This window comes from Pseudomonas poae RE*1-1-14, assembly GCF_000336465.1.
Classification (GTDB): Bacteria; Pseudomonadota; Gammaproteobacteria; order Pseudomonadales; family Pseudomonadaceae; genus Aquipseudomonas; species Aquipseudomonas poae.
Window position 1 is genome coordinate 3,772,549 of the sequence record NC_020209.1, and the last position, 19,526, is coordinate 3,792,074.

Genomic DNA, 19,526 nt, shown 5'->3' on the forward strand with positions numbered 1-19,526 from the left:
TTCAAGTTTATCGCAACGAATCAGTCGCGCACGTAAATGATTTCCGGACCGTCCTCATCATCCACGTCTTCCTCGTCCCAATCGTCGTCGCCGATGTCATGGACCGACTTCACGCCGCTGCGGCGCAGGGCACGCTGGTCGTCCAGGGCCTGCAGCTGGGCGCGGGCTTCGTCTTCGATCTGCTGGTCGAGCTCGGCGAGTTCGGCCTTGAACACCGGGTCAGCCGCCAGGCGGTCGGCGCGGTCTTCCAGGTAGCGCATGATGTCGCGGGTCAGGCGCTCGGTGCCTTCTTTGGCGATGGCCGAGATCACGTAGACCGGACCTTCCCACTCCAGGCGGTCGACGATTTCCTTGACGCGCTCCTCGTGCTCTTCTTCAAGGATCTGGTCGCATTTGTTCAACACCAGCCAGCGATCACGCTCGGCCAGGGCCGGGCTGAACTTGGTCAGCTCGCTGACGATCACTTCGGCGGCATCCGCAGCGCTGGTTTCATCCAGCGGCGCCATGTCAACGAGGTGCAGCAGCAAACGGGTGCGCGACAAGTGCTTGAGGAAACGAATACCCAGGCCTGCACCATCGGAAGCGCCTTCGATCAGGCCGGGGATGTCGGCGATCACAAAGCTCTTCCAGCGGTCGACGCTGACCACGCCCAGGTTTGGCACCAGGGTGGTGAACGGGTAGTCGGCGACTTTCGGCTTGGCGGCCGAGACCGAGCGGATGAAAGTACTTTTGCCGGCGTTCGGCAGGCCCAGCAGGCCCACGTCAGCCAGTACCTTCATTTCCAGCTTGAGGTCGCGCTGCTCGCCTGGCTTGCCCGGTGTGGTCTGGCGCGGTGCACGGTTGGTGCTGGACTTGAATCGGGTATTACCCAGACCGTGCCAGCCACCCTGCACGACCATCAGTTTCTGGCCGGCCTTGGTCAGGTCGCCGATCACTTCCTGGGTGGCCGAGTCGATAATGGTGGTGCCCACCGGTACGCGCAGTACCAGGTCTTCGCCTTTTTTACCGGTGCAGTCGGTGCTGCCGCCGTTGGAACCACGCTCGGCATCGAAGTGCCGGGTGTAACGGTAGTCGACCAGGGTGTTGAGGTTTTCGTCGGCCATCATGTAGATGGAACCGCCGTCACCGCCGTCACCGCCGTTTGGGCCACCGTTTTCAATGAATTTTTCGCGACGGAAACTCATGCAACCGTTACCGCCGTCGCCTGCTTTTACTCGGATGGAAACTTCATCAACGAACTTCATAACAAAACGCCTCTCGCCGCACGGGCGAGCTTAAGAAACCAAGACATAAGACTCTTGCAAAAATGAGCGCAGCGACCTCAAGCAACGACCGCACATCCTGCTGCTCTCGCCCATGACAAACAGCTTTGCAAGAGACTCACTCCACAAACGAAAAAGCCCCGTCGCAAGACAGGGCTTTTCCAGCGATCTCGCAATTAAGCTGCGACAACGCTCACGTAACGGCGGTTGAACGCGCCCTTTACTTCGAACTTGATCACGCCTTCGATTTTAGCGAAGAGGGTGTGATCCTTGCCCATGCCAACACCGTAACCGGCGTGGAATTGGGTGCCGCGCTGACGCACGATGATGTTGCCCGGAATGATTTTCTGGCCGCCATACATCTTCACGCCAAGGCGTTTGGCTTCTGAGTCGCGACCGTTACGGGTACTACCACCAGCTTTTTTGTGTGCCATGAGTCAATTCTCCTAGTGAGGAATTAGGCTATTAAGCCTGAATACCGGTGATTTTGATCTCGGTGTACCACTGGCGGTGGCCCATACGCTTCATGTGGTGCTTACGACGACGGAACTTGATGATGCGGATTTTATCGTGACGACCTTGGGAGATCACTTCAGCCACAACGGTAGCGCCAGCAACAACTGGAGCGCCGATGTTCACGTCATCGCCATTGGCGACCAACAGAACGCGATCAAAAGTAACGGATTCGCCAGTAGCGATTTCCAGTTTTTCGATCTTCAGGTATTCACCTGGGGCGACTTTGTATTGCTTGCCACCAGTAACAATTACTGCGTACGACATGGTATTTCTCCGATAATCCTGCTCACCCAGCGCTTTATAAGAAGAGGTATTGGCTGGCATGGCTGCATGGGATGGACGTCCCGAATGCAATTGCGTAAGGCAGGTGCTGCCCAGGAAGTTCAGGGTGCGCGATTGTACGCAAGGTAAATGGGTGTTGCAAGGGGCCGTCCATCGCGCCTTGACACCCGGGGGTCAGGGTCCTAGCATGCCGCGCAACCCTTCTGGAGCGACTGTCGCTGATGCAACCCCAAGCTTTCTACCGCGCGGTCGCGGACGATTTTAGCGCCGTCGACGGCATCATCAAGCAGCAGCTTACCTCGAAAGTGCCGCTGGTCTCCAAAATTGGCGACTACATTACGTCGGCCGGCGGCAAACGCCTGCGTCCTTTATTAGTGTTGCTGTGCGGCAAGGCGCTGGGCCGCGAAGGCGATGACTTGCGCCTGCTGGCCGCCACCATTGAATTCCTGCACACCGCCACCCTGCTGCATGACGACGTGGTCGACATGTCTGGCATGCGCCGTGGCCGCGAGACCGCCAACGCCATGTGGGGTAACGCGCCGAGCGTGCTGGTGGGCGATTTCCTGTATTCGCGCTCGTTCGAGATGATGGTCGAGCTGGGTTCGATGCCGGTGATGAAGATTCTGTCACAGGCCACGCGCATCATCGCCGAAGGTGAAGTGTTGCAGCTGTCCAAAGTGCGCGACGCCAGCACTACCGAAGAAACCTATATGGAAGTGATTCGCGGCAAAACCGCGATGCTCTTCGAAGCTTCGACCCACAGCGCCGCTGCGTTGTGTGGCGCAACGGCCGAACAAGCCGAAGCCCTGCGTACCTTTGGCGACCACTTGGGTGTGGCGTTCCAACTGGTGGACGATCTGCTCGACTACCGTGGCGACGCCGAAACCCTGGGCAAGAATGTCGGCGACGACCTGGCCGAGGGCAAGCCGACACTGCCGCTGATCTACACCATGCGTGAAGGCACGCCGGAACAGGCAGCACTGGTGCGCAAGGCGATCCAGAAAGGCGGGATTGAAGACCTCGAAGCTATCCGTGCTGCGGTAGAAGCCTCGGGCTCCCTGGAGTACACCGCACAGCTGGCCCGCGATTACGTGGCCCGTGCCATCCAGTGCCTGGAAGCCCTGCCAGCCAGCGAATACCGGGATGCCCTGGTCGAGCTGAGCGAGTTTGCGGTAGCCCGTACGCACTGAGCAATATCTGCGAGCGCAGGCTTGTGTGGGAGCTGGCTTGCCTGCGATAGCATCACCTCGGTACCTCTGACACATCGCGGTGCCTGCATCGCGGGCAAGCCCGACTCCCACAAGGTTCCGAGGCGCCCCCCCCCAACCTGCAATAAACCCTATATAATGTGCGACTTTTAGCCACCCTGACTCTCAAGGAGCTTTAGTGAGCACGTTGCCACCCTGCCCAAAATGCAATTCCGAGTACACCTACGAAGACGGCGCCCAGCTGATCTGCCCGGAATGCGCCCACGAGTGGTCCGCCAATGGCGAGGCCGAAGTGGCGGGCGACGAAACTGTGAAGAAAGACTCTGTGGGCAATGTCCTGCAGGACGGCGATACCATCACCGTCATCAAGGACCTCAAGGTCAAGGGCACGTCGCTGGTAGTCAAGGTCGGGACCAAGGTCAAGAACATCCGTCTGTGTGACGGCGATCATGATATCGATTGCAAGATCGACGGTATCGGCCCGATGAAACTCAAGTCCGAGTTCGTGCGCAAGGTCTGAACCTGCGCTCCCATCCCGCAGCCACTGCGGGATGGCGTTTCGCCCTCTTTGCTGACGCAGCTCAATACCCACACAGAAAAAAATACAAATCGCCAATAGGCACTTGCTATTCCACGAATAAGAATTATTCTCATTGAAACCCATCAAGGAGAATGAACCATGACTTATTTGATCGATGCCTGGCTGGACCGCCCACACCCCTATCTGCGAATCCTCCATCGGGAAACCGGCGAAGTGTGCGCAGTGCTGGAAGAAGAAGCGCTCAATGAGCTACAGGACCAGGGCGACCTGGACGTGAATGGTCTGAGTTCGAGTGAACCGGGTGTACTGAAGGAAGTGGTGCGCAACCTGTTTCTGTTCTGCTATGCGCGGGCATTGCGCCCGACGACGGAGCTGCATGGCAGGTTTCACCCGTGAACCAAAAACGGGATGCTGCGCCCTCTGTGGGCGCCGGGCTTGCCCGCGATGCAGACAACTCGGCCTGAAGTAGCACCGAGGTGATGCCATCGCAGGCAAGCCAGCGCCCTCATGAAGCAAAAGCAGGTCTTACAGAACGTCGAGCAACTCGACATCGAATACCAGCACGCTGTGCGGCGGAATGCTGCCAACGCCTTGAGCGCCGTATGCCAGTTCGCTCGGCACGTACAGGCGCCATTTGCTGCCGGCATTCATCAGTTGCAGGGCTTCGGTCCAGCCGGCGATCACGCCGCCCACCGGGAATTCCGCAGGCTGGCCGCGCTCGTAGGAGCTGTCGAACACAGTGCCGTCGATCAGGGTGCCATGGTAGTGGGTACGCACCTGGTCTTCACGGCTCGGCTTGGCGCCGTCACCCTGGGTCAGCACTTCAAATTGCAAGCCGGACGCCAGGGTAGTAATGCCGTCACGCTTGGCGTTTTCAGCCAGGAACGCCAGACCAGCGCCAGCGGCTGCTTCAGCCTTGGCAGCCGCTTCGGCTTGCATGATTTCGCGGATGACCTTGAAGCTGGCGGCCATTTGCTCCTGGTCGACACGGCTTGGCTTGCCTGCGAACGCGTCGGTCAAGCCGGCCAGGATGGCGTCCAGGCTGACGCCCGGTGGCGGGTTGTCGCGCAGTTGGTCGCCCAACTGACGGCCGATACCGTAGCTGACGCGGGTTTCGTCGGTAGACAGATTAACGTCGGACATGAAAAGGCTCCGCTGTGGGACCACGCGATGTGCCGCGCCGTCCACAATTAAAAGGGCCCGCAGACTAGCATAATAAGAGCAACTGGGGATGCGCCCTTGCGGAGCATCGCCGCCCCCTTTTAGTGCTTTTTTGTCGCATCGCAGATAAAAACCCTACAGATTTTTCTTTTGCCGCCGATAGAGAGCTACACCTTGGCTGGCTCAAAAAACAACATCGTCCAGCAGACAGACATTTTTCTTGCGGAGCAATCGATGAACAGCTGGTTCGGTAACATCAGCGTAAACCTCAAACTCGGCCTGGGCTTCGGCCTGGTGCTTGTCCTCACGTCGATCCTGGCACTCACCGGCTGGACCAGCCTGGGCGGCCTGATCGACCGCAGCAACTGGATGAGCGATATTACCCAGCTTAATGCCTCCCTGACCAAACTGCGTATCGTGCGCCTGCAATACATGCTGGCCAACGGCGACGAGACCGTTGCTCAAAACGTGCAAACCAACCTGGATGCCTTCACCGCCCAGCAGCAAAAGCTGCTCGACAGCTTCAAGAGCCCGGAAAACCTCAAGCTGCTCAACGCGCAGAAAACCGTGATCACCGCCTATCAACAGTCGCTGAACAAAATGCGCGAGGCCTACCGCAACGGCAACGCTGCACGCGAAATGATGGGAGACAAGGCCGACATCGCCAACGCGCAGATCAACGCCCTTGATGCCAACGTGCAGCAGATGCCCGACAGCCCGGAACGCTTCACTCAGTACCAGGCCGTGGTCAACGCCAAGACCGAACTCCAGCAGGCCCGTTACGAGGTGCGAGGCTATACCAACAACGTCAATGCAGAGACCGAGGCCCGTGCCGCCGCTCAGATCGACAAGGCCATCAGCAGCCTGAAGAATCTCAGCGCCGCCTTTGGCAGCAGCCAGCAAACCGCGCTGAGTTCTCTGGAAACCGCACTGGGCGCCTATCGCAGTGCCGTGCAGAGCTATAAGGCAGCGAATGCCAACATCGTCAGCGCCCGCGCCGAAATGACCACTCAGGGCGCCGATATCGTCACCATCAGCGAAAAGCTCTACGAGATCCAATTGCAACGTCGTGACGCCGAAAGCGCCCAGGCCCGCAGCCTGCAGTTGATCAGCACGCTGCTGGCCCTGCTGGTTGGCATCATTGCGGCGCTGGTCATCACTCGCCAGATCACCCGTCCACTGCAGGAGACCCTCGCCGTGGTCGAGCGCATTGCCTCTGGCGACTTGAGCCACAATATCCAGGTCACCCGTCGGGACGAGTTGGGTGTGTTGCAACAAGGCATCCAGCGCATGGGCACCACCCTGCGCGAGCTGATCAGCGGCATTCGCGACGGCGTGACCCAGATCGCCAGCGCTGCCGAAGAGCTGTCGGCCGTGACCGAGCAGACCAGCGCCGGGGTCAACAGCCAGAAGATCGAGACCGATCAGGTCGCCACCGCCATGCACGAAATGACCGCCACTGTGCAGGAAGTGGCGCGTAACGCCGAGCAGGCTTCACTGGCTGCCGCCGATGCGGACGGTCAGGCCCGCGCCGGCGACAAGGTGGTGGCCGAAGCCATCGCCCAGATCGAACGCCTTGCCGCCGAAGTGGCACGTTCCACCGACGCCATGTCGCATCTGCAACAAGAGAGCAACAAGATTGGCAGCGTGATGGACGTGATCAAGGCCGTGGCCGAACAGACCAACCTGCTGGCACTCAACGCGGCGATTGAAGCGGCACGTGCCGGTGAAGCCGGTCGTGGGTTTGCGGTCGTGGCCGACGAAGTGCGTGGCCTGGCCCAGCGCACGCAAAAATCCACCGAGGAAATCGAAGGCCTGGTCGCCGGTTTGCAGAACGGCACCCAGCAAGTGGCCAACGTGATGAACAACAGCCGCAGCCTCACTGACAGCAGTGTCGAGCTGACGCGCAAGGCCGGTGCCTCCCTGGAAAACATCACCCGCACGGTGTCGAACATCCAGTCGATGAACCAGCAGATTGCCGCGGCGGCAGAACAGCAAAGCGCGGTGGCCGAAGAGATCAGCCGCAGTATCGTGAATGTGCGTGACGTGTCGGAACAGACCGCCACGGCAAGCAACGAGACGGCCAAGTCGAGCGTTGAGCTGGCTCGATTGGGCAGCCAGTTGCAGCAGATGGTCAGTCACTTCCGCGTTTGACTCAGCAAAAAGCCGCCTCAGGTTTAACCGAGGCGGCCCCACTTCTCAGACCTTACAGGTCGTCGAAGCTGTCCCGCAGGAATGCCCATGCGTGATAAATACGCAGCGCATTCACTACGAGGTTCCACGTACGTCGTGCAAACTTAGACATACTCGGCCCTCCGTGAGTTGGGCCTTACCTCCAGCGCACTTACCGGAACATGTGAGCCTTCAGATGCGGGTCAATGCGTCCTTGAGGCGGCCGGGTTGATGGTCCTCCCGCATAAATCCGGCACGGATTACTAGCCCGTGGCGGTCGGCCCAGAATTTGCGCGCGCACCCGGCACACCTGAAAGAGACAAACGTAGAACGGGGAGAATCCTAACGAACATTCAGGTTTGAGGTGATTCCAGAAAACGTTAAATACGCAGTATTGCCCACCAGTTTATTGCAAGTTTTTGCAGCGACTGATCGCAAGAAAATCAATAGCATCCACGCCCAATGCAACCGTCACTCAACCTTGCGCGATGACATTAGCGTCAGTAGTATTCGTCTGCAGGTCAATGTGTCCTTGAGTTCGCAAGCCCCAGCCACTAACTGGGATTGCAATAAAAAACCGCCCCTACCCAGGCGGTTTTTTATTGCCTGCGATTTACCTCTCAGCCCTCGCCTTCCTCGACAAACACCAGGCGATTTCCAAACGGGTCCTTGATGCTCATTTCCCGCGATCCCCAGGGCGTTTGTTCAACGCCGGGCTTGGCGAACCGGTAGTCTCTGGCCTGCAACTGCTGCTGGTAAGCGTCCAATCCTTGCGTCTGAATCCGCACCGCCGCCCCCGGTGACGCATCGCCATGGTGCTCTGACACATGAAGCACACACTCCCCCAGAGACACCTGCAGGTACAGCGGATAATTCGCTTCGAACCGATGCTGCCAATCGACCTTGAAGCCCAGGAAGTCGACGTAGAACTCCAAGGCCTTGGCCTCGTCGAAACTCCGCAGGATGGGGATGACTTTTCCTAAGTGCATGGCGACCGCTCCGTGTAAAAGAGCGCCCACTATAGAGGCGAAAACCCACGAAGAAAATTCGCCAGGAGATGGGCTCACCGCTCGCTCGGACTTGCCCGAAACTCGCACGCTGTCTGCGAGTCATAGAATGCAACGCCACTCACGCACGGGAACCCGATCATGATTCGTACATCTTTTGCCGTCAGCGCCCTGCTTCTGGCGCTTTGCGGCGCAGCTTCAGCCGCCGACAATCCTGCGCTGAAAAAATGCATGGACAGCGCCGAAACCACCCTCGCCATGGTCACGTGCAATGTCAAGGAAACCAAGGTGCAGGATGCGCGCCTGAACAGGGCCTACAAGACCGCGCTGGATGCACAGGAAGGTGAACGCAAGCAGCAGTTGCAAGACGTGCAGCGCCTGTGGATCAAATACCGCGACGCCAATTGCGCCTTCGTCGGCAGCGCCACCGGCGGCACCATCGATCAGGTCAACGGCTCCGGCTGCGTGCTGGACATGACCCAGACCCGCGCCCAGGAACTCGAAGACCTGGTTGGGCCGTAACTGGCTGGTCCATAAACAGACGCGCTCAATCGTGATGCACTTTCGCCCGCTTGAGCAGCTTCTTGCAGCGCTCCGACAGGTGCAGCACGCGCACATGCTTGCCGGCCTTGGTGTAACGCTCGCGCAAGGTCATCAGCGCGGCAATCGCTGAGTAATCGACAAAGCTCAGGTGACGGCAATCGAGCGTCACCTGTGCCGGGTCGTTGGCCGGGTCGAATTGATTCAGGAACGGCGTGGTCGAGGCAAAGAACAAGGTGCCGTGCAACCGATACAGCTTGCTGCCATCCGCCTCCAGGTGCTCATCGGCATACAGCTCGCGAGCCTGCTGCCAGGCGAAGTTCAGCGCCGCGATCACGATGCCGCACAGCACGGCCGTGGCGAGGTCCGTGAACACCGTGATCACCGTCACCGCAATGATCACCAGCACATCATTGACCGGCACCTTGTTGATCACCCGCAAGGAGGCCCAGGCAAAGGTCTGCTGGGACACCACGAACATCACCCCCACCAGCGCCGCCAGCGGGATGCGTTCGATCAAGGGCGACAGAAACAGAATAAACAACAGGATCATCACCCCGGCGAACACGCCGGAGAATCGCCCGCGCCCGCCGGAACTGAGGTTGATCACGGTTTGCCCGATCATCGCGCAGCCGCCCATGCCGCCGAACAGGCCCGACACCATGTTCGCCGCGCCCAGGGCAACGCTTTCGCGGTCCGGGTAGCCTCGGGTCTCGGTGATTTCGTCGGTGAGGTTCAGGGTGAGCAGGGTTTCCAGCAGGCCGACCATGGCCATCAGAAACGCATAGGGCGCGATGATGCCGAGGGTTTCCAGGGTCCAGGGAATCTGCGGCAGCGCAAAGGTCGGCAGGCCGCCGGCGATGTGGGCCATGTCGCCCAGGGTACGGGTGGGCAGGCCGAGCAGGTACACCGCCAGGCCCACGCCGAGGATGGCCACCAGCGCCGGCGGCACCGCGCGGGTCAGGCGCGGCAGCAGGTAGACAATCGCCATCGTCGCCGCCACCAGGCCGATCATGACGTACAGCGGCGTGCCGCTGAGCCAGTGTTCGCCACGCTTGAAATGCTCCAGTTGCGCCAGCGCAATGATGATCGCCAGGCCATTGACGAACCCCAGCATCACCGAATGCGGCACCATGCGCACCAGCTTGCCCAGGCGCAGCACGCCGAAGGCGACCATGATCAGCCCGCCGAGCAGCACCGTGGCCAGCAGGTACTCCACGCCGTGCTGCACCACCAGTGCGACGATCACCACCGCCATCGAGCCCGCCGCACCGGACACCATACCGGGCCGACCGCCGAACAAGGCGGTGAGGGTGCAGATGATGAAGGCGCCATACAGGCCCATCAACGGGTTGAGATGGGCCACCAGGGCAAAGGCGATGCACTCGGGCAGCAATGCGAAAGACGTGGTGAGGCCGGCCAGGGCGTCGGCGCGCAAACGGTTAAAGGTCATGGAGGTACCAGGGAGTTGCGGGGGGGTCAGGCGGGGAATGGTACGCAAATGTGCTCGCAGGGGCCAGTGAAGATATGACGACAGGTGGCCCGAGGCGCCCCTTCCGTCGGCGAACCCCTGCCCTTATTTGACGGGGCTCACCGGCTGTCAGCAGGCATAGCGCGCCAGCTTGGCCTGGATAAAATCCAGGAAGCACTGGATGCGCAGCGCCAGTTGCGAGTTGCGATAGAACACAGCGTGGATCGGCTGACGATACCCGCTGTTGAACGCCTCCAGCACCGGCACCAGGCGCCCCGCGCTGATATCTTCGCCGGTCATGAAATTCGACAGGCAGGCAATACCCTGCCCTTGCAGCGCCAGGTGCCGCAGGGTTTCGCCGCTGGACGCGACGATGGCAGGCTGGATCAGCCAGCGGTCGCCCTCCACATGGCGCAGCGGCCAGTGGTTGAGGGTATCGGTCTGGCTGAAGCCCAGCAAGGTGTGCTGCGCCAGGTCAGCGACACTGGCCGGCGTGCCATATCGCTTGAGGTAGGCCGGGCTGGCCAGCACATGCAGCGGCGTGCAACCAAGGGCGCGCGCGTGCAGGGTCGAGTCAGCCAGTGCGCCGATGCGTATGGCAATGTCGGTGCTGTGTTCCAGCAGGTCGATGATCAGGTCATCGCTGTTGAGCTCCAGCTGGATCTGCGGGTACAAGGCTCGAAATTCGGCAATGTACGGCACGATCCCATGCAGCATGAACGGCACCGCGGCATTGACCCGCAGCCGCCCGGCCGGGGTTTTCTGGCGCGACGACAGGTGCTCCTCCAGCTCATCCATCTGCGCCAGTATCCGCTTGGCCTGTTTGAAGAAGTACCGGCCCTCCTCCGTCAGGTCCATGCGCCGCGTGGTGCGGTTGATCAGCGTGGTGTCGAGCTTGGCTTCCAGCCGCGAGAGCGTGCGACTGACCGCCGAGGGCGTCTGCCCGACCTGCTCGGCCGCCGCCGAAATCGAGCCGCACTCGATCACGCTGACGAAAATCTGTAGCTCATCGGATCGGGCTTTCAAGGGGCGGTCCTCGTGATCGGTCGACGCAAGCTTACACCGACAGGCGCAGCACCTGCGCCAGATGCTGCTCGTAGCGCGCCACGTCGGCGTCGATGGCCGGGCGTTTCATCACATCCACGCAGAGGAAGGTCGGCAAGACACTCATGCCGAGAAACTCATTGGCTTTGTGGAACGGGAAGTACACCGCGTCCACGCCCTTGGCTTCGAAGAAATCGGCCGGGTCGTCAAAGGCCTGCTGCGGCGCGTTCCAGGTCAGCGACAGCATGTAGTGTTTGCCTTGGATCAGGCCCCCGCTGCCGTACTTCTGCGAGGCATCAGAACGCGTGCGACCATCGCTGGCGTACAGGCTGCCGTGGCCTTCGGTGAAGACTTCATCGATGTATTTCTTGACGATCCACGGCGCGCCCATCCACCAGCCGGGCATCTGATAGATGATTACATCGGCCCAGAGGAACTTGGCCACTTCTTCGGCAACGTCATAGCCTTCGTCGATGTGGGTGACCTTGACGTCGAGGCCGCCACGGTCGAGCACGGCCACAGCGGCCTCATGCAGGGTGGCGTTGTAACGGCCATCGGAATGGGCGAATTTTTTACCACCGTTGAGCAAAAGTACTTTTTTCATGGAAGGGGATCCTGAGGGTTATCAATACAGGCCGTCAGGCTATCGCTATCACCCGCCCGGAATAAGCGGCGGCAGAGCAAAATACAGTTGACCGGAACGCACGAATAAACCTCTATTCTTGAATTCAGTCGCTGATCAACAGGTGCGCGCCCAGCAGGGCGATCCCGATGAAGAACACCCGTCTGAACAGCACCGCACTGATGCGCTGGCGCACCGCCTGCCCCAGCCACATCCCCAGCAGCGCGGGCACCAGCGCCAGCGACGAGGCGCTGATTTCGCCAGCGCCCAGGCTGCCGTGCCAGGCCAGTCCTGCGGCCAGCGCCAGGGTCGATACACTGAACGACAGACCCAGGGCCTGCACCAGTTGGTCGCGACTCAGGCCAAGTGCTTGCAGACAAGGCACCGCCGGAATAACGAAGACGCCGGTGGCCGAGGTGATGATGCCGGTGATCAACCCGCACAGCGGCGCCAGCCAGCGCTCGGTACGCGGCGTCATCCTGAACGTGGGCAGGCACAGACCGCTGAGTGCGTAAATCAACAACGCCGCGCCCAGTGCGCGCACCACCCATTGCTCGGCACCCATACCAAGCCACAGCGTGCCCAGCCCGGTGCCGATGAAGATCAGCAGCAGCATCAGCCACAGACGCTTGAGCAGCGCATTCAAATGGCCGCCGAACGCCAGTTGCCAGAGGTTGGTCACCATTGAAGGGATGATCAGCAATGCGGCAGCCTGTGCCGGAAACATAGCCAGACCGAGCAGGCCCATCGCAACGGTGGGCAGGCCGAGGCCGATAATGCCCTTGACCATGCCGGCCAGCAGGAAAGTACCAATCACCAGTGCCGTCAGCGCTGGGCCGAGGTGTTGGTAGAACGCGAGGAAGGTGGTCATGGGGCGATTATGGGGACTTCCGGCAGGATCGAAAATGCGGCATATACTGAGGCTGCCTCTTGTTTTGTGTGAGGCTGAGGGCCTTATCGGGAGCAAGCTTCAAATATGGGAGGGGGCTTGCTCCCAATAGCGTCAGCCCAGTCAACGGATACCCCAGCCATGCACTTTGACCTGATCGACCTGCGCCTCTACCTGCACATTCTCGACACCGGCAACATCACCGCTGGCGCCGCCCGCAGCCATCTGTCCCTGGCCGCCGCCAGTGCACGTATCCGCGCCATGGAAGCTTCGCTGGGCATTGCGTTTCTTGAGCGCGGCCGCCGTGGTGTCACGCCGACGCCCGCCGGCAAAGCCCTGGCCCGCCATGCACGACTGCTCCTGCAACAGGCTGACCACCTGCAACAGGACCTGGCGGCATACGCCAACGGCGTCAAAGGCCAGGTGCGCCTGTTGTGCAACACCACCGCTCTCAGCGAATACCTGCCGGAGCTGCTGGCGGCGTTTCTACGCGAACACCCCAACCTCGATATCGACCTGCAGGAGTTGCCGAGCCTGCGAATCACCCAGGCCCTGCGCCAGGGCACAGCGGACCTGGGCATCATCTCCGACGCGGTCGACACCCATGGCTTGCAAACCCTGCCCTTTCGCGATGACCCGCTGCTGCTGATCATGCCGCTGGATCATCCCTTGGCGGCCGCCCCGGTCAGCTTTATCGACAGCCTGCAATACACCCACGTCGGCCTGGCCACCCATAGCGCGCTGGCGATCTACCTGGAGGAACAGGCACTGCACGCAGGATTTCGTCTGCAAACCCGCATCCGCGCCGATGGCTTCGAGGGGCTGATGCGTATGGTTGCGGGTGGGGCAGGCATCGGGATCGTGCCGCAGGCAGCGCTGGTGCGCGGGCCGTCGCCGTGCGACTTCAAGGCTCAGCCACTGGCGGAAGAGTGGGCCCGTCGTCGGTTGCTGCTGTGTGCACACTCGTTCGAGCAATTGCCGGGTTATGCCAAGGCGCTGTGGGAAGCCTTGAGCAAGCCCCGCCCACATTTTGATCTTCATTCAACTTAAGGTTCTGTAATATCTGCCCCCTCAGCGTCCGGGGATGGGTTTTGTGTGCAACCCATCCTGCGGAACAACAAGTAGAAGGTAATGTTTAATGGCGGATGACACAGTTAACCCGGTGGGCCTCAAGCGTGGTCTGAAGAACCGGCACATTCAACTGATCGCCCTGGGCGGTGCGATTGGTACGGGACTGTTCCTCGGCTCGGCCGGGGTACTCAAGTCGGCGGGGCCGTCGATGATCCTGGGATACGCGATTGCCGGTTTCATCGCGTTCCTGATGATGCGCCAGCTCGGCGAGATGATCGTCGAAGAGCCGGTGGCCGGTTCCTTCAGCCACTTTGCCCATAAATACTGGGGCGGCTACGCGGGCTTTCTGTCGGGCTGGAACTACTGGGTACTCTACGTGCTGGTGGGCATGGCCGAACTGACGGCGGTGGGCAAGTACATCCAGTTCTGGTGGCCGCAGATTCCGACCTGGGTCAGTGCACTGGTGTTCTTCGCCGCCGTGAACCTGATCAACACCCTGAACGTGAAGATCTTCGGTGAGGCCGAGTTCTGGTTCGCGATCATCAAGGTGGTGGCGATCGTCGGCATGATCATGCTCGGCGGCTACCTGCTGCTCAGCGGCGGCGGCGGCCCGCAGGCGTCGGTCAGCAACCTGTGGAGCCACGGCGGGTTCTTCCCCAACGGCGGCATGGGGCTGTTGATGGCCATGGCGTTCATCCTGTTCTCGTTCGGTGGCCTGGAGCTGGTGGGCATCACCGCCGCCGAAGCCAGCGAGCCGCGCAAGGTGATCCCCAAGGCGATCAACCAGGTGGTCTACCGCATTCTGATTTTCTACGTGGGCGCGCTGACCGTGCTGTTATCGCTTTACCCGTGGGACCAATTGCTGCAGACCCTCGGTGCCTCCGGCGACGCCTACAGCGGCAGCCCGTTTGTGCAGATCTTCTCGCTGATCGGCAACGACACCGCCGCGCATATCCTCAACTTCGTGGTGCTGACCGCGGCGCTGTCGGTGTACAACAGCGGCGTGTACTGCAACAGCCGCATGCTGTTCGGCCTGGCCGAGCAGGGCGATGCGCCCAAGGCGCTGATGAAGCTCAACAAGCAGGGCGTGCCGTTGCGAGCACTGGCGGTTTCGGCGCTGGTGACGCTGCTCTGCGTGGTGGTCAACTACGTGGCCCCCAAGAGCGCGCTGGAACTGCTGTTTGCACTGGCGGTTGCCTCGCTGATGATCAACTGGGCGCTGATCAGCATCACCCACATCAAGTTCCGCAAGGCCATGGGCGAGCAAGGCGTGACGCCGTCGTTCAAGACCTTCTGGTTCCCGTTCAGCAACTACCTGTGCCTGGCGTTCATGGTGATGATCATCAGCGTGATGCTGGCGATTCCGGGAATTCGCGAGTCGGTGTACGCGATGCCGGTGTGGGTGGGGATCATCTACCTGGCCTATCGGTTTCGGACAAGAAACGCAAACGCTGCGCCAGCACACTGATTGATGTGGGAAGGGGCATCCCTTCCCACACCTCATGCGCTTACAGACATCCTGATGTCGAGTTCAGACCACTGACGCAACGCCCGAGGCCTTAGGGTGCATCCTCCATTCCCTGCCTCGGAGTCATCATGTCCAAGCCCATCACCGTACTGCGCGACACCCATCCCCTGCCGGTCCTGGACGCGTGCAAATGGGAGAAGCTTGAAGGCGACCCTCACACCGTCAACCTCAACGCCTACACCAGCGAAGACGGCAGCAAGATCATGGGCACCTGGATCTGCACGCCGGGCAAGTGGTACGTGGAGTACGTGAAGTGGGAATACTGCCATTTCCAGGAAGGCTATTGCGTGATCACGCCTGAGGGCATGGAGCCGATCCATTTGCGCGCCGGGGATATCTTTGTGGTGGAACCCGGAATGAAGGGCACGTGGGAAGTGGTGGAGACGGTGCGCAAGTATTTTGTGTTTGCCTGACGCGCGTTGTGGTTGTGACGAGCGGGCTTGCACAATGCCGTTCAGCTAAGCGCAGATTCCCTGTGGCGAGCAGGCTTGTCCTGCGTTGGGCTGCGCAGCAGCCCCAAAACCAGGCGCTGAGCCGTATCAGGTACACCGCGTTTTGCTGGATTTGGGGCGCTTCGCACCCCAACGCGGGGCAAGCCCGCTCTCCACAGAAGCACAAAAGCCCTGTTATTTGGGCTTGCGATAGCTGTTGATGATCGCCGAAAAGTCCTTGCCCCCTTCCCCACGCTGGCTCATCGATTGATACAACTGCTGGGCCACCGCGCCGAGGATCACGGGTTGCCTGGCCTGGCGCGCCGCTTCGGTGGCCAGGCCCAAGTCCTTGAGCATCAGGTCGGCGCCGAAGCCGCCGGTGTAACCGCGCGATGACGGCGCGGTTTCTATCACGCCCGGCCATGGGTTGTAGGTGTCCGAACTCCAGCAGCGCCCGGTGGAGCTGTTGATGATGCCGGCCAGCACCTGGGTGTCGATGCCAAGGGCGTCGCCCAGGGCCATGGCTTCGCTGACACCCACCATGCTGATGCCCAGCAACAGGTTATTGCAGATCTTGGCGATTTGCCCGGTGCCCACCTCACCGCAATGCACAATGTTGCGCCCCATCTGCGCCAGCACCGGTTGCAGGGTGGCAAACAGCTGCGGCGTGGCGCCCACCATAAAGGTGAGCGTCCCGGCCTGCGCCCCACCCGTGCCGCCGGACACGGGTGCATCCGCCATCACCACACCGTGTTCAGCGGCAGCCGCCGCCACGTCACGCGCGGTCTGCGGGTCGATGGTGCTGCAATCCACCGCCGGCACGCCTTGGCCGATACCGGCGAGTACGCCGTCCTCATTGAGCCACACGCTGCGCACATGGGCGGCGGCCGGGAGCATGGTGATTACCAGTTCGGCGCCTTGGGCGGCGGCGCGCGGCGAGTCGCTGACGGTGCCGCCCAATTCGGCGAGCTCCTTGAGCACGGCCTGGTTCAGGTCGAACAGGTTCAGCGCGTGGCCGGCCTTGATCAGGTTGCGGGCCATGGGTGCGCCCATGTTGCCCAGTCCGATAAATGCAATGTTCATGATCGTCTCCCCCACTCAGCGCAGGTTAATGGTGGTGTTGACGCCATCATTGACCGTGTCGTCGTCGAACCAGCGGCTGGTGACGGTTTTGGTCTGGGTGTAGAACTGCACCACTTGCTTGCCGTAGGGACCGAGGTCGCCCAGCTTGGAGCCGCGCGAGCCGGTAAAGCTGAAGAACGGCACCGGCACCGGAATCGGAATGTTGATGCCGACCTGGCCCACGTCGATTTCGCTCTGGAACTTGCGCGCCGCCGCGCCGCTCTGGGTGAACAGGCCGGTGCCGTTGCCGAAGGGGTTGGCGTTGACCAGCGTGATGGCCTCGTCCAGCGTGGCGACTTCCAGCACCACCAGCACCGGGCCGAAAATTTCCTGGGTGTAAATCTGCATGTCCGTGGTCACGCCCGAGAACAGGGTCGGCCCGACGAAGTTGCCTTGCTCGAAGCCCGGCACCTTGATATCGCGGCCATCCAGCTCCAACGTGGCGCCTTCCTTCACGCCGCTTTCGATCAACGCCAGGATGCGCGCCTTGGCCCGCTTGGAGATCACCGGGCCGACATCCGTGCCCGCTTCACTGCCGGCATTCACCTTGAGTTTCTGCGCCAGCGCCTTGAGGTCCGGCAGCCATTGCTTGGCCGCGCCCACCAGCACCACCACCGAGGTGGCCATGCAGCGTTGGCCCGCCGCGCCGAAACCGGCACCCACCAAGGCGTTGAGGGTGTGTTCACGGTTGGCATCCGGCAGCACCACCGCGTGGTTTTTTGCGCCCATCATCGACTGCACGCGCTTGCCGTGTTTGCCAGCCAAGTCGTAGACGTGGGTGCCGACGGCGGTCGAGCCGACGAAGGACACGGCCTTGATGTGTTCATGGGTGCACAGCGCATCCACCACGTCCTTGCCACCGTGCACCACGTTGAGCACGCCGGCCGGCACACCGGCTTCCAGCGCCAGCTCCACCAGCAGCATCGTGGACAGCGGGTCCTGCTCGGACGGTTTGAGCACGAAGGTATTCCCGCAGGCGATGGCCATCGGAAACATCCACAGCGGAATCATTGCGGGGAAGTTGAACGGCGTGATGCCGGCGCACACGCCGATGGGCTGGCGCAGGGTGTAGGTGTCGACACCGCCGGCAACGTTTTCAGCGAACTCGCCCATTTGCAGGGTGCCGATGGAACAGGCGTGCTCGACCACTTCCAGCCCCCGGAAAATATCGCCTTCGGCGTCAGCGATGGTTTTGCCCTGCTCGGCACTGAGGACAGCGGCGATGCGCCTGGACTGTTCGCGGATCAGGGCTTGCAGCTTGAGCATGATGCGCATGCGCGCGCCAATCGGGGTCAGTTTCCAGGTCTGAAAAGCGCGATGAGCAGCGTCGATGGCGGCGTTGACTTCGTCAGCGGTGGCAAACGGGACTTTGGCCAGCACCTCTTGCGTCGCCGGGTTGACGATGTCTTGCCATTCGGTGGTGCCGGATTCGACCCACTCGCCGTCGATCAGCAGCTTGACGCGTTGCACGGAAATGTCGGTAGAGGCGTTCATGTGGTCTCCAAATCTTATAGTTATGCAGAGACAAGGCGCGTGAATCGCCTTGGAGGTGAGGCGTTCGGACTGTTTTTGGAGTATAGATGTGCAAATCTCTAATAAGAACGCACATAAAAGCCGGTCCAATATGCAAAAAAACATCACCTCGCTGGGCTCCCTGAACTGGGATGACTTGAAGTTTTTCCTCGAAGTGGCTCGCACCCGCAAGGCCAGCGTTGCGGCCAAGCGCCTGGCGGTGGACTACACCACGGTGTCGCGGCGCATTGCTTCGCTGGAAGTGTCCCTCGGCACGCTGCTGTTCGAAAAATCCCGCACCAACGGCTTCGTGCTCACCGCCGAGGGCCAGCGTTTGCTCGGTTACGCCGAATCCATCGAAAGCACCCTGCATATGGCCTGCGAGCAGGTGTCCGGCTCCGGCGTGGCGCTGTCCGGGCATGTGCGCATGGGCTGCACCGAGGGCTTTGGCAGCTTTTTCATCACGCCGCAGTTGAGCCACTTCGTCGACACCTACCCCGCCATCTCGGTGGACATCCTGCCCCTGCCCCACTTCATCAGCCTGTCCAAGCGCGAAGCCGACATCGTCATCGCCCTGGAGCGCCCGGAACACGGGCCCTATGTGTGTTGCAAACTGTGCGATTACCAACTGCAGCTGTACGCAACCCAGGACTACCTCGACCAGCACCCGCCGATCCAGCGTCCGGCCGATCTGGCCGAGCATCCGTTTATCAGCTATGTGGATGATCTGGCGTTCAGTTCAGAGCTGCTGTACCTCGCCAATGTGGTGCCAGGCGCCAGCGCCAGCTTGCGCAGCACCAGCGTGATCGCGCAGTACGTGGCGGCGCAGCAGGGCCGGTCGATGGCGATATTGCCGTGCTTTCTCGCGGCGCAGGATCCGCGCTTGCTGCCGGTGCTGGGGGAGCAGATTGCGATCACGCGGCAGTTTTGGATGTACTGCCGGGAGGACTTGCGCAAGCTCAAACGGATCACCCTGTTGTGGGATTACATCCGTGAGGTGACGGAGCAGAACCGAGGGTTGTTGATGGGGGAAACGCGGGAGATGCGGTTTGCCGATTAAATGTGGACAGGAGGCTTGCTCGCGATAGCTGTGAGTCAGTGAACTATCAGTGCCTGACACTCCGCTATCGGGAGCAAGCCCCCTCCC

At 61.0% G+C, this 19,526-nt stretch carries 20 protein-coding genes and 1 pseudogene; 10 read left to right on the forward strand and 11 right to left on the reverse strand.

Going from position 1 to position 19,526, the window contains the following annotated elements; translation table 11 throughout:
• Positions 1–20 precede the first annotated feature (20 nt).
• From cgtA to rplU, 3 genes are all read right to left on the reverse strand, one after another.
• The gene (cgtA, locus tag H045_RS16475; RefSeq protein WP_003230855.1) at positions 21–1,244 is read right to left on the reverse strand and encodes an Obg family GTPase CgtA; all 1,224 of its coding nucleotides are present in this window, start codon (positions 1,242–1,244) and stop codon (positions 21–23) included.
• 194 nt (positions 1,245–1,438) lie between these two features.
• On the reverse strand, positions 1,439–1,696 hold the full coding sequence (rpmA, locus tag H045_RS16480) for a 50S ribosomal protein L27 (RefSeq protein ID WP_003176049.1): 258 nt from the start codon (positions 1,694–1,696) through the stop codon (positions 1,439–1,441).
• A gap of 31 nt (positions 1,697–1,727) precedes the next feature.
• Entirely contained in the window at positions 1,728–2,042 is a 315-nt protein-coding gene (gene rplU / locus H045_RS16485; protein WP_003230856.1) for a 50S ribosomal protein L21, read from the reverse strand.
• A gap of 239 nt (positions 2,043–2,281) precedes the next feature.
• Here rplU and H045_RS16490 point away from each other — a divergent pair, with 239 nt between their 5' ends.
• From H045_RS16490 to H045_RS16500, 3 genes are all read left to right on the forward strand, one after another.
• Entirely contained in the window at positions 2,282–3,250 is a 969-nt protein-coding gene (locus H045_RS16490; protein WP_015372944.1) for a polyprenyl synthetase family protein, read from the forward strand.
• A 196-nt stretch (positions 3,251–3,446) separates the two neighbouring features.
• Positions 3,447–3,788 carry a zinc ribbon domain-containing protein YjdM gene (locus H045_RS16495; protein ID WP_003230858.1) on the forward strand — a complete coding sequence of 114 codons (342 nt, stop codon included), beginning with the start codon at positions 3,447–3,449 and terminating at the stop codon, positions 3,786–3,788.
• A gap of 159 nt (positions 3,789–3,947) precedes the next feature.
• The gene (locus tag H045_RS16500; RefSeq protein WP_003230859.1) at positions 3,948–4,205 is read left to right on the forward strand and encodes a PA4570 family protein; all 258 of its coding nucleotides are present in this window, start codon (positions 3,948–3,950) and stop codon (positions 4,203–4,205) included.
• A 129-nt stretch (positions 4,206–4,334) separates the two neighbouring features.
• On the opposite strand, the gene bamJ is transcribed toward H045_RS16500, so the two are convergent.
• On the reverse strand, positions 4,335–4,952 hold the full coding sequence (gene bamJ / locus H045_RS16505; protein ID WP_003230860.1) for a BamJ family beta-barrel-assembly machinery protein: 618 nt from the start codon (positions 4,950–4,952) through the stop codon (positions 4,335–4,337).
• Between the two features lie 387 nt (positions 4,953–5,339).
• Between bamJ and H045_RS25885 the strand changes: the two are divergent.
• Positions 5,340–6,221, forward strand: a pseudogene (locus tag H045_RS25885) (methyl-accepting chemotaxis protein); the annotation flags it as partial.
• Between the two features lie 198 nt (positions 6,222–6,419).
• Positions 6,420–7,124 carry a methyl-accepting chemotaxis protein gene (locus H045_RS25890; RefSeq protein WP_422394107.1) on the forward strand — a complete coding sequence of 235 codons (705 nt, stop codon included), beginning with the start codon at positions 6,420–6,422 and terminating at the stop codon, positions 7,122–7,124.
• 638 nt (positions 7,125–7,762) lie between these two features.
• On the opposite strand, the gene H045_RS16515 is transcribed toward H045_RS25890, so the two are convergent.
• Positions 7,763–8,131 carry a glyoxalase superfamily protein gene (locus H045_RS16515; RefSeq protein ID WP_015372945.1) on the reverse strand — a complete coding sequence of 123 codons (369 nt, stop codon included), beginning with the start codon at positions 8,129–8,131 and terminating at the stop codon, positions 7,763–7,765.
• A 159-nt stretch (positions 8,132–8,290) separates the two neighbouring features.
• On the opposite strand from H045_RS16515, the gene H045_RS16520 reads away from it, so the two are divergent.
• Positions 8,291–8,671, forward strand: coding sequence for a lysozyme inhibitor LprI family protein (locus tag H045_RS16520; protein WP_015372946.1), 381 nt, complete (start codon positions 8,291–8,293; stop codon positions 8,669–8,671).
• Positions 8,672–8,696: 25 nt separating this feature from the next.
• Here H045_RS16520 and H045_RS16525 read toward each other — a convergent pair whose 3' ends face one another.
• The 4 genes from H045_RS16525 to H045_RS16540 form a co-directional block, all read right to left on the reverse strand.
• The gene (locus H045_RS16525; protein WP_015372947.1) at positions 8,697–10,142 is read right to left on the reverse strand and encodes a SulP family inorganic anion transporter; all 1,446 of its coding nucleotides are present in this window, start codon (positions 10,140–10,142) and stop codon (positions 8,697–8,699) included.
• Positions 10,143–10,289: 147 nt separating this feature from the next.
• Positions 10,290–11,186, reverse strand: coding sequence for a LysR family transcriptional regulator (locus H045_RS16530; protein WP_015372948.1), 897 nt, complete (start codon positions 11,184–11,186; stop codon positions 10,290–10,292).
• 31 nt (positions 11,187–11,217) lie between these two features.
• Positions 11,218–11,808, reverse strand: coding sequence for an NADPH:quinone oxidoreductase MdaB (gene mdaB / locus H045_RS16535; protein WP_003230897.1), 591 nt, complete (start codon positions 11,806–11,808; stop codon positions 11,218–11,220).
• A gap of 124 nt (positions 11,809–11,932) precedes the next feature.
• A complete protein-coding gene (locus tag H045_RS16540; RefSeq protein WP_015372949.1) occupies positions 11,933–12,697 on the reverse strand; it encodes a sulfite exporter TauE/SafE family protein in 765 nt (254 codons plus the stop codon).
• A gap of 159 nt (positions 12,698–12,856) precedes the next feature.
• Here H045_RS16540 and H045_RS16545 point away from each other — a divergent pair, with 159 nt between their 5' ends.
• The 3 genes from H045_RS16545 (at position 12,857) to H045_RS16555 (ending at position 15,727) form a co-directional block, all read left to right on the forward strand.
• Positions 12,857–13,765, forward strand: a complete 909-nt coding sequence (locus tag H045_RS16545; protein WP_015372950.1) for a LysR substrate-binding domain-containing protein — start codon at positions 12,857–12,859, stop codon at positions 13,763–13,765.
• 88 nt (positions 13,766–13,853) lie between these two features.
• Positions 13,854–15,254, forward strand: a complete 1,401-nt coding sequence (locus tag H045_RS16550; protein WP_003230903.1) for an amino acid permease — start codon at positions 13,854–13,856, stop codon at positions 15,252–15,254.
• Positions 15,255–15,382: 128 nt separating this feature from the next.
• Positions 15,383–15,727, forward strand: a complete 345-nt coding sequence (locus tag H045_RS16555; RefSeq protein WP_003230905.1) for a cupin domain-containing protein — start codon at positions 15,383–15,385, stop codon at positions 15,725–15,727.
• Positions 15,728–15,940: 213 nt separating this feature from the next.
• Here H045_RS16555 and mmsB read toward each other — a convergent pair whose 3' ends face one another.
• Both mmsB and H045_RS16565 read right to left on the reverse strand, forming a co-directional pair.
• On the reverse strand, positions 15,941–16,828 hold the full coding sequence (gene mmsB / locus H045_RS16560) for a 3-hydroxyisobutyrate dehydrogenase (protein WP_015372951.1): 888 nt from the start codon (positions 16,826–16,828) through the stop codon (positions 15,941–15,943).
• 15 nt (positions 16,829–16,843) lie between these two features.
• Entirely contained in the window at positions 16,844–18,361 is a 1,518-nt protein-coding gene (locus H045_RS16565; protein ID WP_015372952.1) for a CoA-acylating methylmalonate-semialdehyde dehydrogenase, read from the reverse strand.
• A gap of 130 nt (positions 18,362–18,491) precedes the next feature.
• Between H045_RS16565 and H045_RS16570 the strand changes: the two genes are divergently transcribed.
• Positions 18,492–19,439, forward strand: a complete 948-nt coding sequence (locus tag H045_RS16570; protein ID WP_003230911.1) for a LysR family transcriptional regulator — start codon at positions 18,492–18,494, stop codon at positions 19,437–19,439.
• Positions 19,440–19,526: the final 87 nt, after the last annotated feature.